General features: G+C 68.4%; 12 protein-coding genes and 1 tRNA gene. 7 read left to right on the top strand and 6 right to left on the bottom strand.

What is annotated here, in order from left to right; all coding sequences use genetic code 11:
• Window positions 1-145: 145 nt before the first annotated feature.
• Window positions 146-1,939, top strand: coding sequence for a choice-of-anchor I family protein (locus BDK89_RS06050; protein ID WP_133868091.1), 1,794 nt, complete (start codon window positions 146-148; stop codon window positions 1,937-1,939).
• Window positions 1,940-1,945: 6 nt separating this feature from the next.
• Here BDK89_RS06050 and BDK89_RS06045 read toward each other — a convergent pair whose 3' ends face one another.
• Window positions 1,946-2,635, bottom strand: coding sequence for a ComF family protein (locus BDK89_RS06045; protein WP_133868090.1), 690 nt, complete (start codon window positions 2,633-2,635; stop codon window positions 1,946-1,948).
• Between the two features lie 53 nt (window positions 2,636-2,688).
• Between BDK89_RS06045 and BDK89_RS06040 the strand changes: the two genes are divergently transcribed.
• Window positions 2,689-4,044, top strand: coding sequence for an alkaline phosphatase D family protein (locus BDK89_RS06040; protein ID WP_166657413.1), 1,356 nt, complete (start codon window positions 2,689-2,691; stop codon window positions 4,042-4,044).
• Here the strand turns inward: BDK89_RS06040 and BDK89_RS06035 are convergent.
• Window positions 4,041-5,003 carry an alpha/beta fold hydrolase gene (locus tag BDK89_RS06035; RefSeq protein ID WP_133868088.1) on the bottom strand — a complete coding sequence of 321 codons (963 nt, stop codon included), beginning with the start codon at window positions 5,001-5,003 and terminating at the stop codon, window positions 4,041-4,043. The genes BDK89_RS06040 and BDK89_RS06035 overlap by 4 nt on opposite strands.
• A 70-nt stretch (window positions 5,004-5,073) precedes the next feature.
• Between BDK89_RS06035 and BDK89_RS06030 the strand changes: the two genes are divergently transcribed.
• On the top strand, window positions 5,074-6,555 hold the full coding sequence (locus BDK89_RS06030) for a flavin-containing monooxygenase (protein ID WP_133868087.1): 1,482 nt from the start codon (window positions 5,074-5,076) through the stop codon (window positions 6,553-6,555).
• Between the two features lie 123 nt (window positions 6,556-6,678).
• Here the strand turns inward: BDK89_RS06030 and BDK89_RS06025 are convergent, their stop codons facing one another.
• Window positions 6,679-7,824, bottom strand: a complete 1,146-nt coding sequence (locus tag BDK89_RS06025) for an acyl-CoA dehydrogenase family protein (protein WP_133868086.1) — start codon at window positions 7,822-7,824, stop codon at window positions 6,679-6,681.
• A 75-nt stretch (window positions 7,825-7,899) separates the two neighbouring features.
• Here BDK89_RS06025 and BDK89_RS06020 point away from each other — a divergent pair, with 75 nt between their 5' ends.
• Together BDK89_RS06020 and BDK89_RS06015 are read left to right on the top strand one after the other, a co-directional pair.
• Window positions 7,900-9,195: a DUF3179 domain-containing protein gene (locus tag BDK89_RS06020; RefSeq protein WP_133868085.1), complete on the top strand. Its 1,296-nt coding sequence runs from the start codon at window positions 7,900-7,902 to the stop codon at window positions 9,193-9,195.
• A gap of 72 nt (window positions 9,196-9,267) precedes the next feature.
• Entirely contained in the window at window positions 9,268-10,113 is an 846-nt protein-coding gene (locus tag BDK89_RS06015) for a mechanosensitive ion channel family protein (protein WP_133868084.1), read from the top strand.
• 21 nt (window positions 10,114-10,134) lie between these two features.
• Here the strand turns inward: BDK89_RS06015 and BDK89_RS06010 are convergent, their stop codons facing one another.
• Both BDK89_RS06010 and BDK89_RS06005 read right to left on the bottom strand, forming a co-directional pair.
• Entirely contained in the window at window positions 10,135-10,491 is a 357-nt protein-coding gene (locus BDK89_RS06010; protein ID WP_166657412.1) for a cupin domain-containing protein, read from the bottom strand.
• A gap of 108 nt (window positions 10,492-10,599) precedes the next feature.
• Window positions 10,600-11,202, bottom strand: a complete 603-nt coding sequence (locus BDK89_RS06005; protein WP_166657411.1) for a DsbA family protein — start codon at window positions 11,200-11,202, stop codon at window positions 10,600-10,602.
• Between the two features lie 73 nt (window positions 11,203-11,275).
• On the opposite strand from BDK89_RS06005, the gene BDK89_RS06000 reads away from it, so the two are divergent.
• Together BDK89_RS06000 and BDK89_RS05995 are read left to right on the top strand one after the other, a co-directional pair.
• Window positions 11,276-11,914: a helix-turn-helix transcriptional regulator gene (locus tag BDK89_RS06000; RefSeq protein ID WP_166657410.1), complete on the top strand. Its 639-nt coding sequence runs from the start codon at window positions 11,276-11,278 to the stop codon at window positions 11,912-11,914.
• Window positions 11,915-12,093: 179 nt separating this feature from the next.
• Window positions 12,094-13,974 (top strand): carbohydrate-binding domain-containing protein, encoded by a 1,881-nt coding sequence (locus BDK89_RS05995; RefSeq protein WP_133868080.1) that lies wholly within the window; start codon window positions 12,094-12,096, stop codon window positions 13,972-13,974.
• A gap of 59 nt (window positions 13,975-14,033) precedes the next feature.
• Here BDK89_RS05995 and BDK89_RS05990 read toward each other — a convergent pair.
• Window positions 14,034-14,119 (bottom strand) — tRNA-Leu (locus BDK89_RS05990).
• Window positions 14,120-14,135: the final 16 nt, after the last annotated feature.

The following is a 14,135-nucleotide window of genomic DNA, read 5'->3' as shown; positions in this document are numbered from 1 at the left end:
AGGCCCCAGCTCACCGGCTCAGCGGCCTCAACCGACCGCTTCCCGATCGGGCGGGGCCACTTTCACACGGCCTTCACGATCCGGCCCCCTGCCGACCACCCGGTGGCCGCCTGGCGTTCACCTGGGCGTGCTGACCTGGGCGCCCATGATCAACAAACGTGGATATCGCATCGGTGCGGCCCTGCTCCCGGCCGCCATCGTTGCATCGGTGGCGGCGGGCGGATTCGGATCGGCCTCGGCAGCCGACGGTGACGGGCTGACGGCCCTCGGCGTGTACGCCACGCCCGAAGGCGAGGGCGGCTCGGAGATCGTGGCGTTCGATGCCGCGACGACCCAGGTGTACAGCACCAACGGGGCGAGCAACTCGATCGACATCATCTCGATCCTCGACCCGTCGGCACCCACGCTCGTGACGAGCATCGCGCTCGACGCCTACGGCGACGGCGTTCAGAGCGTCGCGGTCGGCGACGGTGTGATCGCCGTCGCCGTGTCGGCCGCCGATCCGACCGACCCCGGTTCGGTCGTCATCTTCACCACCGCCGGCGTCCATCAGGCGACCTACACCGTCGGCTTCCTGCCGGACATGGTCACGTTCACCCCCGACAAATCCAAGGTGATCGTCGCCAACGAGGGTGAGCCCGTCTGCGAGGCCGAGTTCGACCCCGAGGGCTCGATCTCGATCATCGATCTCGGCGCCGGGACGGTCGCCAACGCCGACTTCAACGACTTCGACGACGACGAGGCGGCCTTGAAGGCAGCGGGCGTCCGCATCTTCTTCCCGGGCGCGTCGGTGTCGGAAGACCTCGAACCGGAGTACGTGGCCGTGAACGACGGTGGCACCACCGCCTACGTCACGCTGCAGGAGAACAACGCGCTCGCGGTGGTCGACATCGCGACCGCCACGGTGACCGACATCGTCCCGCTCGGCTACAAGGACCACTCGCAGGCCGGCAACGGCCTCGATCCGTCGAACGAGGACGGCGCCGAAGCGATCACGACCCGCAACGTGCTCGGCATGTACATGCCCGACGCGATCGCAGCCGCCGACATCGACGGTTCGACCTACCTCTTCACCGCCAACGAGGGTGATGCTCGCGACTACGACTGCTATTCCGAGGAAGTCCGCGTGAAGGACTTCGAGGCCGGAGAAGGGACGCTCGTCGACGGCGTCGAGGCGATGGGCCTCGCGGCGCCGTACGTGGCCGGCGACCTCGCCGACGAGGAACTCGGCCGACTGAAGACGACGACGGCGTTCCCGACCGAACTCGACGGCAGCCAGATGGTGCCGCAGATCTACGGCTACGGTGCCCGCTCGTTCTCGATCTGGGACGCGAGCGGCGACCTCGTGTTCGACTCGGGCGACGACTTCTCGCAGCTCCTGCTCGGCTCGCCGTTCTTCAATCTCGACGAGGACGAGACCGACGGCCGCTCCGACGACAAGGGCGCCGAGCCCGAGGCGATCGCCGTCGGCGAGGCCGAGGGCCGGACCTTCGCGTTCATCGGCCTCGAGCGCTCGGGCGGCATCATGATGTACGACGTCAGCGACCCGTCGGCGCCGGAGTTCATCACCTACGTCAACACGGCCACGACGCCGGCCACCGAACTGACCGAGGCCGCATCGGCAGCGGACATCTCGCCCGAGGGGATCGCCTTCGTGCCGGCGGCCGACAGCCCGACCGACAACCCGCTCCTGGCCGTGTCGCACGAGGTGAGCGGCACCGTCCGCCTCTTCGAGGTCGAGGTCGCGCCGGAGCCCGTCGAGTCGACGACCACGACGGCCGCGCCGACGACCACGGTTCCGGCTGCCGCCGTGCCGACCACCGTCGCACCGATCCTGCCGCCCACCGGCAGTGACGGTGAGTCGACGATGGCGTTGATCGCCCTCGCCCTGCTCGCGATGGGCGGCGGCGCGATCGCGATCGCCAAGCGACCCGGCTGATCGCGTTCAGGCGGCCCGCTGCCCGTGCACGAACGTGTGCGTGGCGGCGGGCCGCTTGCGCGCCCGGGGCGCCTCGCGGCGGCGGTCGGTGACGACGGCCGGCGTCGTGGCGACCGCCGACTTGATCACATCGACCGCACCAGCGAGCCGGAGTGCGTGCGTCGCCGAGCGGAGCGTGGCGCCGGTCGTGACGACGTCGTCGATCACCAGGACGCGCTGACCGTGCGCCGCCGGCGAGGCGGTGAAGACCGGGCCGTGGAGTCGCTGGGCGCGATCGAGGCCCGTCTGGGGCGGGGCCACACCGTCTCGGCGCAGCAGCCGGCGGCACGGCACCCCGAGCTGGAGCGCCACACGACGCGCCACGAGTTCGGCCTGATCGAACCCACGCCGGTGACGGCGCTTCGCGCTCGTCGGCGCCCACGTGACGACGTCGACCTCGTCGGGGCCGATGCCGCTCTCGAGCAGGCGGTTGACGACGAGACCGGCCAGGTGGTGACCGAGCTGGCGGCGATTGCCGTACTTGAAGTTGAGGAGCACCTGCCGCGGACGACCGACGAACGGCACGGCGGCGACGACGTCGCCGCTCGCCGGCATGGCGGGCGGCGCTGCGAGCACGAAACGACAGGTCCGGCACAACACCGGACCGGGGCGATGACAGCCGGCGCACGACGAGTTGAAGAACATGACGGCCATCATGATCAGGGGGTGTGACAGGGTTTCCGAGCGACGAGGACGGTTACCGTCGAGAGGTGACGATCTCGACGCCGAGCAGCGACCGCCGGGTGTTCCGCTCCGGGCTGGCGACCGGCGACGTCACCCACGATTCGTTCGTGCTCTGGACGCGCGCGGTACCCCCGGCCGGCGCCGCGGTCTCCGGGCCGGTCCGCTGGTCGGTGTGGGCGGAGGACGGCGCTGCCATCTCGGATGGCGTCGTCGACGTGAGCCCCGACAGCGACTTCACCTGCCATGTCGCCGTCGACGGGTTGCGACCCGCCACGACCTACCATCTCGTCGTCGAAGCGTTCGGTGACCGGGAGGTCGGCCGCACCACGACGCTCCCGCTCGCCGCCGACCGATTCCGGATCGCCGTGGCGTGTTGCTCACGATGGGGTTGGCCGGGCTTCGAGCTGTACGGGCGCATCGCGCGGGACGAACCCGATCTCGTGCTCCACGTCGGTGACTCGATCTACGAGATCGGCGAGACGACCCCGACGGGGCAGATGACCGACCCGCCGCACGAATGCCGCACCCTTGACGACTATCGCCGACGTCACGCGCAGCACCGGACCGACGCCGGGCTGCGAGCGCTGCACGCCGACCGGCCGTTCCTCGCCGTCTGGGACGACCACGAGGTGATCGACAACGCCCCCGACGAGGAGTCGGTCGCACGCCGTGCGGCCGGGATCCAGGCGTGGCACGAGTGGATGCCGATCGACCCGGCGGTCGCCGGCCTCGATCGTGTCCGCCACATCGACGGTCTGCTCGATCTCGTCCTCGTCGACGCCCGGTTCGGCGGACGCACCCCGACCGACACCGACGGGCCGACCACCGACCGGGCCGATGGCCCGATCCTCTCGGAGCGGCAGTGGTCGTTGGTCGAAGAGGCGGTCGAGCGGTCGACGGCCCCCTGGTTCGTGTTCGCCAACCAGGTGCAGGTGTCACCGATGACGCTCGCCTACGCGCCGACGTTCGGGTGGCCGCCCTGGCGCCGGGTCGTCAACCCCGACCAGTGGGACGGGTTCCCCGACGATCGGCGACGCCTGGCCGATCTGTTGCAGCGCGTGCGGGGAACGCCGATCGTCGTGTCGGGCGATCTCCACGCCGGCTGGTCACGCCGTTTCCTCGCCGACGACGGCAGCGCCGTCGCGCACGAGTTCACGTCACCGTCGATCGCCGGCGCCACTTTCGCCGAGGCGGTCCGCGACCGCACCCTGCTCCCGCAGCGGCTCGTGCACACGATCCTGACCCGGCTGAACCCGGGCATCGACCACCTCGACCTCGACCGCCACGGCTACCTCCTCCTCGACGCGACACCGGAAGCGTTGACGACGACGTTCGTCCACGCCGACGGAACCACCGTGGTCCGCACCCTTCGCCCGCGTTAGAGCGAGTCGAGAAACGCGTCGAGGGCGGCGTTGGTCTCGTCGGGGCGTTCCTGCTGCACCCAATGCCCGGCCCCGTCGATGATGGTGGTGCCGCGGAAGTCGGTGCAGGCGCCGGGTGCTGCGTCGTACAGGTCGGCGCCGGGGATGAAGTCGCGGACGGCGTCGAGCGCTCCACCGATGAACACCGCCGGCTGATCGATCTCGCCGCCTCCCAGTTGGCCGACGTCGGCCGCGTCGAGATCCTGCGCTCGATATCGGTTGATCGCACCGTGCCAACCGCTCTGCTCGAACGCCTCGACATACACGGCGAGGTCGTCCTCCGACAGATGCGACAGCGGCATCTCCGGATCGACCATCCCGTCGAGGAACGCTGCGTCGGCAGGCTTGTCGGCGAGGAACGTCCCACGGCCGTCGGCGCTGGCGCCGTGATGGATCATCCGCAACGATCGTGCGCTGTCGGCGCCGAAGTCGGCCTCGGCACGGCCGGGCTCCTGGAAGTAGAGCTGATAGAAGAAGCGGTCGGCGTAGAGCTGTCGGAAGATCTCGAGCGCCGAGGTGGGCCCGAGCGGCAGGTACGGCACGCTCAACCCGGCGACCGCCCGAACCCGATCGGGGTGCAGCCGGGCGGTGTTCCAGGCGATCGGCGCACCCCAGTCGTGTCCGACGACGATCGCCGGCTCGCCGTCGCCGAGGGCGTCGATCACGGCGGCGACGTCGCCGGTGAGCTCGCGGATCGTGTACGCCTCGACGTCGGTCGGGTTGGAGCTGCCGCCGTAGCCGCGCACGTCGATGGCAGCGGCTCGGTAGCCGCGCTCCGCGACGTGGGTCATCTGGTGGCGCCACGAGTACCAGAGCTCGGGCCAGCCGTGGACGAACACGATCAGCGGGCCGGAACCCATGGTCGCCACGCGGATGGTGATGTCGCCGTTGGCGACGTTCGTGAACTCGACGTCGATCATGGGCGTCAGCTTCGCAGGCTCGATCGGCTCGACACGCAGCGAGTCGTTACCGACGGGTACGGTCGCTGGCATGAGCGAGCTGCCGCACGTCGATGTCGTCGTGGTGGGCGCGGGGATCTCCGGGATCGGCGCCGCCTACCACCTCAACCAACAATGCCCCGACCGAAGCTTCGTCGTCCTCGAAGGGCGGGCCGACATCGGGGGCACCTGGGACCTCTTCAAGTACCCGGGCATCCGCTCCGACAGCGACATGCACACCCTCGGCTACAGCTTCAAGCCGTGGAAACACGAGAAGGCGATCGCCGACGGCCCGTCGATCATGGAGTACCTGCGCGAGACGGTCGCCGAGTTCGACCTCGAGCAGTACATCCGCTTCAACACCCACGTCGAGCGGGCCGAATGGTCGAGCGCCGACGCACGCTGGACATTGCACGCTCGCGACACGGCCACCGACGAGCCGGTCAGCTACACGTGCTCGTTCCTGTTCATGTGCTCGGGCTACTACTCGTACAAGGGCGGCTACCGACCCGACTTCCCGGGCGAGGAGCGCTTCGGCGGGACGTTCGTGCACCCGCAGCAGTGGCCCGACGATCTCGACTACCAGGGCAAGAAGGTCGTCGTGATCGGTTCGGGCGCCACGGCGATGACGCTGGTGCCCGCCATGGCTCGCAGCGGCGCCGGGCACGTCACGATGCTGCAGCGCTCCCCCACGTACGTCGTGTCGCGCCCGGCGAAGGATGCGATCGCCAACGGGCTCCGCAAGGTGCTGCCCGACGATCTCGCCTACAAGCTCACCCGGAAGAAGAACATCGCCATGGGGCAGTTCTTCTACAAGCAGACCCGCACCAAGCCCGAGAAGGTGAAGAAGCAGCTGCTCGACATGTCGCGCAAGCAGCTCGGCGACGATGTCGTCGACCAGCACTTCACGCCGAGCTACAACCCGTGGGACCAGCGCCTGTGCCTGATCCCCGACGGCGATCTGTACGAGACCATCAACGACGGCTCGGCGTCGGTGGTGACCGACACGATCGAGACCTTCGACGAGACCGGAATCCAGCTCAGCTCGGGCGAGCACCTCGACGCCGACATCGTCGTCACGGCGACCGGCCTCCAGCTCGTCACGCTCGGCGAGATGGACTTCACCGTCGACGGCGAACCGGTCGACTTCTCACAGACGTTCACCTACAAGGGCGTCGCCTACTCGAACGTCCCGAACCTGGCGTCGACGTTCGGCTACGTCAACGCGTCGTGGACGCTGCGGGCCGACATCGTGTGCGGCTGGGTCTGTCGGGTGCTGAACTACATGCGGGCCACCGACACCGACGTCGTCGTGCCACGGCTCCGCGCCGACGATCAGGAGATGGAGCAGCGTCCGTGGATCGACGACTTCTCGGCCGGCTACATCCAGCGCATGGTGCCGATGCTGCCGAAGCAGGGCGATCGTGAACCGTGGGTCGCCCTCCAGAACTACAAGGGCGACATCGGTCTGATCGTCGACTCCCCGATCGCCGACGACGCCCTCCACTTCGAACAGGCACACGTCCCCGCCTGAACAGAAGGGGTCAGGCACTATCTGTTCAGGGAGTGCGTGAACAGAAGGGGACAGGCACCTTCTGTTACAGGGAGTGCGGGGCCGTCACTCACCTGTGGAACAGAAGGTGCCTGACCCCTTCTGTTACAGGCCGAGCGACTTGGCGATGATGGTCTTCATGACCTCGTTGGTGCCGCCGTAGATGCTGGTCACGCGGGCATCGGCGTAGGCACGGGCGATCGGGTACTCGGTCATGTAGCCGTAGCCACCGAACAGCTGGAGACACCGGTCGGCGGCACGCTTCTGCAGGTCGGTGCACCAGTACTTCGCCTTGGCCGCGTCGGCGGCCGACAGCTGCCCGCGGTTGTGTGAGAGCACACACTGATCGACGTATGCCTGCACGATGTCGACCTCGGTGGCGACCTCGGCGAGCACGAACTTGGTGTTCTGGAAATCGGCGACGCGAGCCCCGAAGGCCTGGCGTTCCTGGACGTACTCGAGCGCCCAGCCGAGCGCGGCACGGGCGGATGCGATGCCGGTGATGGCGATCGACAACCGCTCCTGCGCGAGGTTGTTCGTGAGGGAACGGAAGCCGCTCCCCTCCTCCCCCAGCAGGTTGGCGGCGGGCACCCGGACGTCGGTGAAGAACAGTTCGGCCGTGTCGTTGCTGTGCATCCCGATCTTGTCGAGGTTGCGACCGCGTTCGAAGCCCTCCATGCCGCGCTCGACGACGAGCAACGACATGCCTGCGTGTCGCTCGTTCGGGTCGGTCTTGGCGGCGACGATCACGAGGTCGGCGTTGATGCCGTTCGTGATGAACGTCTTCGAACCGTTCACGACGTACTCGTCCCCGTCGCGGATCGCCGTCGTGGCGACCCCGGCGAGGTCGGAGCCGGTGCCGGGTTCGGTCATGGCGATGGCCGTGATCAGTTCCCCGCTCGCGATGCCCGGTAGCCAGCGCTCCTGTTGCTCGTCGTTGGTGAACTCAAGGAAGTACGGCGTCGTGATGTCGTTGTGGAGCGTGAGCCCGAGCCCGGCGCCGCCGATGCCCTTCGCCGAGAACTCCTCGGCGATCACCTGGTTGAAGCGGAAGTCGTGCGATCCGCCCCCGCCGAACCGCTCGGGGATCTGCATCCCGAGGAAGCCGTACTTGCCGGCGGAGGTGTACATCGACCGGGGCGCGATGCCGTCGTCTTCCCACTCCATGTAATCGGGGACGACCTCGTTGTCGATCCAGGTGGAGAAGCTGTCACGAAAGGCTTCGTGCTCGTCGTCGAACAGTGCGCGCATGCGGGCAACGCTAAGCGAGCGGGCACTGTGCACGGGCATCGGGAAGCGCCCACCCGGCTGCAGGGTTCTCACCTCATGGGACCACACCCGACCGCGACCCGTCGCTCGGCCGCCCTGGTCGCGGCAGCACTCTTCCTCGCCGCCTGCGGATCGTCCGACGACCCCGGCTCGACCGATGGCAGCTCGTCCGACTCGGACGACCCCTCGGGTTCGACGGTCACATCGAACGACACGACACATGACACGACGGACGACCCGCCGCGCTCCACGGACCCCGTCGTCATCGACCGGATCGAGCCATCACCGCCGGACGTGCAGGAGTCCGGGCTCGATCTGCTCCGGCTGGACCGCCAACCAGACGACAGCGCACTGCCGGATCCGATCGTGCCGCTCGCCGAGATCACGAGTGGCGGCCCGCCGCCCGACGGCATCCCGTCGATCGACGACCCGCAGTTCGCGCGACCCGACTCCATCGACTTCCTCGACGACGACGAACCCGTGCTCTCGCTCGACATCGACGGCGACGTGCGCGCCTACCCGGTCCAGATCCTGATCTGGCACGAGATCGTCAACGACACGGTCGGCGGGATCCCCGTCTCGGTGACGTACTGCCCACTGTGCAACTCGGCCGTGGCCTACGACCGTCGCGTCGGCGATCGCATCCTCGAGTTCGGCACGTCGGGAAGTCTCTGGAACTCGGCGCTCGTCATGTACGACCGCCAGACCGAATCGCTCTGGAGCCACTTCACCGGTCAGGCGATCGCCGGTGAACTCACCGGTACCGAACTGGTCGACTTCCCCCTCACCACGATCGGCTGGGCCGAGTGGCGCGAGCAGCATCCGGACGGCATCGTTCTCACTCGTGACACGGGCCGCGAACGCGACTACGGCCGCAACCCGTACCCCGGCTACGACGACATCGACGGCACCCCGTTCCTGTTCGAGGGGGAGGTCGACGGCCGCTTCACGGCGATGACCCGGATCGTCGGCGTCGAACGCGACGGCGTGGCACTCGGTATCCAGCTGGCGCTCCTCGAGGACGAACGCCTCGTCGCCACCGAGTTCGACGACGACGACATCGTCGCGTTCTGGACACCCGGCACGGCGTCAGCCCTGGATGCCAACACGGTGAGCGGAGGCGCCGACGTCGGCACCACCGGGGTGTTCGAGCGCGAGGTCGACGGTGTCGTGCTCGACTTCCGGGCGGAGGGCGACGGGTTCGTCGACGAGCAGACCGGTTCGACGTGGAACGTGTTCGGCCGGGCGACCGATGGCGAACTCACCGGGACCCAGCTCGAACAGCTCCCCCATGTCGACACCTTCTGGTTCGCCTGGTCCACCTTCCGGCCCGACTCGTCGATCGTGAGCTGACACCGGACGGCACGACCGAGCCGACCGCATGCCATAGCGTCACGACCACGCCGTGCGACCGAAGGAGCCGACATGCACCGTGTGACCGTGACACCACCGATCCCGATCGACGTCGAGGCGGTGACCGCCAAGTTCGAGACGAGCACACTGACTGCGACCGACCTTCTGGTCGCCGGCATCGCGATCGTCGCCGGGTTCGTCCTCGGCGCGATCACGAGGAAGGCGGTCGCCCGTCTCATCGCGACCGTTCCCGGCGTCCGTCCGACGACGGGCAGCATCCTCGCCCGACTCGCCGGCTACGTCGTGGTCGTGTTCGGCTTCGTGATCGCGTTCAGCGCGCTCGGGCTCAGCTTCGGCCCGGTGATCACGCTGCTGCTGATGATCGCCTTGATCGCCGTCCTGATCGGCCGGCCGATGCTCGCCGACCTGGGCGCCGGCGTCGTCCTGCAGGCGCGCCAACCGGTACAGATCGGCGATGTGGTGCAGGTCTGCGGCGGCCGTGAAGGCGTCGTGACGGAGATCGACGGTCGTGTCGTGCACGTGCGCACCTTCGACGGCTGGATGGTACGCATGCGCAACAGCCAGTTCATGGACGACCCGATCGTGTCGGCGGCACGTCCCGACCGCATTCGCGTCGAGTTCGTGATCGGCCTCGACTACTCGACCGACCTCGATCGCGCCGTCGCGCTCACGGCCGAGACCCTCGCCGGGGTCGACGGTGTGCTCGCGAGCCCCGGGCCACAGGTGCTGATCGACGAATTCGGCGACTCGACCATCAACGCCAAGGTCTGGATCTGGACCGATCCGATCACCCGCTGGTCGGTCAAGGATCGTGCCATGCGCGCCGTCAAGCGCGATCTCGACGCCAACGGCATCGTCATCGCGTTCCCGCAGCGCGTGCTCCACACCGCTCCGTAACGGGCCGGATCACGACCGACCTCAGCGCGGTGAGATGCTCAGCGTGTCACGGTGTCGATGGATGCTGAGGTAGCGGAGGTCGTCGAGCGCTGCGATCGACCGTTCGGCACCCTTGGGCACGACCGTGGCCACGCCTCGCTCCAGCTCCCGAGCGACTCCGTCGACGGTGAGTCGGCCGCTCCCGCTCCAGACGACGATCAGCACGTCGAGCTCGGCGTTGACGTGTGGGTCGATGACGGCCCCGGGGCGCAGGTGCACCAGGTTGCCGTCCAGGTCGCCGCCGTGCGGCAGGCTCCACACCACGCCGCTGCCGGGTCGGGCATCGTCGGCGTCGACGAGGTGCGCCCAACAGGCCGCCTCGCCGCCCTCGCCGGTCACGAGACCGCCTCGAGCGTGGCGACGACCACCAAGAGAACGACGACGCCGAGCATGAGGAGACCGGCGGCGAGCGCCGGGTGCGATGGCTCGTCGGCCCGATCGGGGCGCTCAGGCATCGACCCGATCCGTTCGTCCGAGCTCACTGAGCAACTCGAGCGCGTCGAGCCCACGGGCGACGGTGCCGGCGTCGGTGACGACGACCGGCACCGTGCCTCGGCCCACCTCACGCCACTCCGCCGTCCAGGTCCGCACGAAGAACTCGGCCACGTCGCTGCGCGACGACGACTCGTCGTCCGACAGCGACGACGGCACGTCGGCGACCAGCGATTCGATCACCGCGTCGTCGGTGACGTCGAGGTCACGGATCCAGTACGCGGCGAACAACGTCTGGCGGAGCCCCGCCCGACGCACCGAGTCGGCGGACGCGTAGGTGTGGTTGATGTCGCGCGTGTTGAGCCGGCGCGAGGGCACCCGAAAGCCATCGGCCTCGCCGTCGGAGGACAGCGCTCGAACGTGCTCGATCTCGGTCGCGTACTGGTCGTGATGCGCACCGGTCATCGGGAACTCGTCCGGGCCGATCGACGGATCGTGCTCGACGCAACGCCATTCGACCCGCGCCGCACCGTGTTGTTCGAGGCGAGCGGCTCGCTCGGAGGCCAGTGCGCTGTACGGACAGTTGAAGTCGCCGTAGACGACGAGTGCGGGGCTCACGACGGACACCATAGAGGTATTTCTGTGCTCTGCTAGAAATAACCGCAGTGCTATGGTCTCCGACCGACCACATATGACCAGTCTGCAAACCCAAGCACGTGCGCTGGGTGACCCGACCCGTCACGCGATCTTCCAGTACCTCGTCGAGCACTCCCGCGCTGTCGACGTGGCCGAGCTGACCGCGCACCTCGGGCTGCACCACAACGCCATCCGACAACACCTCGCCAAGCTCCTCGACGCCGAGTTGATCGTCGAGTCCACCGTTCCGAACGGCGGACCCGGGCGACCGAAGCTCGTCTACCGAGTCGACCCGTCCACCGACAGCAGATGGGGCCCGAACGGGCCGTACGAACGGTTGTCGTGGCTCCTCACCGAACTCGCCACCTCGGACACCACGCCGGTCGAGATCGGCCGGCGAGCGACGGCCGGTGATCCCATCGATCCCGAGACATCGGCCGTCGACGCCTTGACGGCACACCTGACCTCGACGGGATTCGACCCGACCGTCGAGGTCGATGACTCGACGGTGCGCTTTGTGCTCGGGCCGTGCCCGTTCGCGTCGACGGCAGCGCTGGCGCCGAAGGTCGTGTGCGAACTGCACCGCGGTATGGCAATGGGCATCGCGGAACGAGCCGGCTCGATCACCGTCGAGGATCTGGCGGTCGTCGACCCGCATCAGGGCGGCTGCGTCCTGACCTGCCGACTCGGCTGACCGGCCCGTCCGACGTCGGACACCGCATCGCTCGATCCGGTGGGACGGTGGCTCATGCGTGCCGGGCCGATCGATCGCGACCACCTCCCCGCAGAGTTCTCGGCCGGCTCCCTGCCGACTCACAGGTTCGGCGCGTACACCGGAATCACCAGATCGAACACCACAGATCGGACGATTCCATGCATCGCAGCACCCCCGCCCCCACCACCGACACCCGCTCGACGTCGAGCCGCAGGAACACTTGGTATCTGGCACCGCTCGTCGCCACGCTCCTGGTGATCGCCGGCTGTTCGGCCGGCGAATCGTCGCAGTCCGCGGCCGGAAGCGACGGCGCAGCGACGGTCGAGACCACGGGCGACGTCGAGACCGACACCGCTGGAGACACCGACGACGAGGCGACCGCCATCGAGGCGGCGACGACCGAGAACCAGGAGTCGCACTTCGACGAGGCCGACCTCGAGTACGACGACTCGGCGGTCGTGACGATCGCACTCGACGGCACCACGGCGACCGCCGACTCCGGCGATGTGTCGGTCGACGGTTCGACCGTCACGATCTCCGCCGCGGGCACCTACTCGCTGAGCGGAAGCCTGGCCGACGGCCAGGTGGTGGTCGACGTGGCCGACACCGACGACGTGATCCTGATCCTCGACGGTGTCGAGATCACCAACGCCGACGGCGCGGCGATTGCCGTGATGGAGGCCGACAGCGCCGTCGTGATGCTGGCCGACGGCACCACGAACCAACTCACCGACGGAGCCACCTACAGCTTCCCCGACGCCGACACCGACGAACCGAACGCAACCCTGTACTCGGCCGCCGACCTCACGATCGCCGGCACCGGCGAACTGGTCGTCGAGGCCAACTACAACGACGGCATCACGAGCAAGGATGGCCTGGTCATCGAGTCGGGCACCATCTCGGTCGTCGCCGCCGACGACGGCATTCGCGGCAAGGACTACCTCATCGTCGAGGGCGGCACGATCACGGTCGACGCCGCCGGCGACGGCTTCAAGGCCGACAACGAGGAGGATGCCGAGCGCGGCTATGTCCTCGTCGCGGACGGCGTGATCGGCATCACGGCAGGCGACGACGGCATCCAGGCCGCCACCGACGTCGAGGTGACCGGCGGCCAACTGACCATCGACGCCGGGACGGTGTCCGGCACCGGACGAGCCGTCCAAGGCGACGTCCTGGTGACCATCGGTGGTGGCGTGATCGACGCCACCTCGGTCGACGACGCGATCCACTCGAACAACGAGGTCGTGATCGACGGCGGCACCATCGTCCTGGCATCGGGCGACGACGGCATCCACGGTGACCTCGCCGTGACGATCAATGGCGGCACGATCACCGTCACCGACTCGTTCGAGGGCATCGAGTCGGAAGTCATCACCGTCAACGACGGGATCATCGACATCACCTCGAACGACGACGGCCTGAACGTCGCGAGCGCCGAAGCGAGCACGACGACAGAGGCCGGCGACCAAGGCCTCGGACGTGGCGGCGCTCCCGGTGGCGCCCCCGGCGACGAAGCCGTCGGCGACTACTACATCAACATCAACGGCGGGACGATCGCGATCACGGTCACCGGAGCGCTCGCCGAGCAGGGCGACGGCATCGATGCCAACGGCCACATCGTGATGACCGGTGGCGTGGTCGCCGTGAGCGGCCCGACCGACACCCGCAACAGCGCCTTGGACTACAGCGGTGGTTCGTTCAGCATGAGCGGCGGCCTCCTCATCGGCACGAACGTCGACGGTCGCAACTCCGAGGGCGTCGGCACCGGCTCCAGCCAGGCGTCGCTGTATCTGACCTCGGGTTCGACGATCGGCGCCGGCACCGTGGTCCAGATCGAGACCACCGATGGCGAGAGCCTCGTCACCTTCGCACCCGAGAACGACTACAGCGTGATCGTGTTCTCGTCGCCCGATCTCGTCGCCGGCGAGTCCTACGACGTTTATCTCGGCGGCTCGGTCGACGGCGACTCGGCCACCGGCCTCTACGACGAGGTCGCCGTGGCGGGCGAGCTGGCCGGCACCGTGACGGCGACCGTCTGATCGCAGACCGTCGATCTCCTCCTTCGACGGGCGGCGCTTCGGCGCCGTCCGTCGACACGTGCCCGGGGCGGGGCTCGAACCCGCACTCCACCGGAGCGGAAGGGGGGTTTAAGCCCCCCGTGTCTGCCAGTTCCACCACCCGGGCCAGACACGTACGGTAC

The sequence above is a fragment of the Ilumatobacter fluminis genome, assembly GCF_004364865.1.
GTDB classification, from domain to species: Bacteria; Actinomycetota; Acidimicrobiia; order Acidimicrobiales; family Ilumatobacteraceae; genus Ilumatobacter; species Ilumatobacter fluminis.
The sequence above is the reverse complement of the archived record's forward strand: the minus strand, read 5'-3'. Positions and strand labels throughout refer to the sequence as shown.

Coding starts and splice junctions, on each gene's coding strand:
- BDK89_RS06050 (WP_133868091.1), top strand. CDS start 146: ATGATCAACAAACGTGGATATCGCATCGGTGCGGCCCTGCTCCCGGCC.
- BDK89_RS06045 (WP_133868090.1), bottom strand. CDS start 2,635: ATGATGGCCGTCATGTTCTTCAACTCGTCGTGCGCCGGCTGTCATCGC.
- BDK89_RS06035 (WP_133868088.1), bottom strand. CDS start 5,003: ATGATCGACGTCGAGTTCACGAACGTCGCCAACGGCGACATCACCATC.
- BDK89_RS06030 (WP_133868087.1), top strand. CDS start 5,074: ATGAGCGAGCTGCCGCACGTCGATGTCGTCGTGGTGGGCGCGGGGATC.
- BDK89_RS06025 (WP_133868086.1), bottom strand. CDS start 7,824: ATGCGCGCACTGTTCGACGACGAGCACGAAGCCTTTCGTGACAGCTTC.
- BDK89_RS06020 (WP_133868085.1), top strand. CDS start 7,900: ATGGGACCACACCCGACCGCGACCCGTCGCTCGGCCGCCCTGGTCGCG.
- BDK89_RS06015 (WP_133868084.1), top strand. CDS start 9,268: ATGCACCGTGTGACCGTGACACCACCGATCCCGATCGACGTCGAGGCG.
- BDK89_RS06000 (WP_166657410.1), top strand. CDS start 11,276: ATGACCAGTCTGCAAACCCAAGCACGTGCGCTGGGTGACCCGACCCGT.
- BDK89_RS05995 (WP_133868080.1), top strand. CDS start 12,094: ATGCATCGCAGCACCCCCGCCCCCACCACCGACACCCGCTCGACGTCG.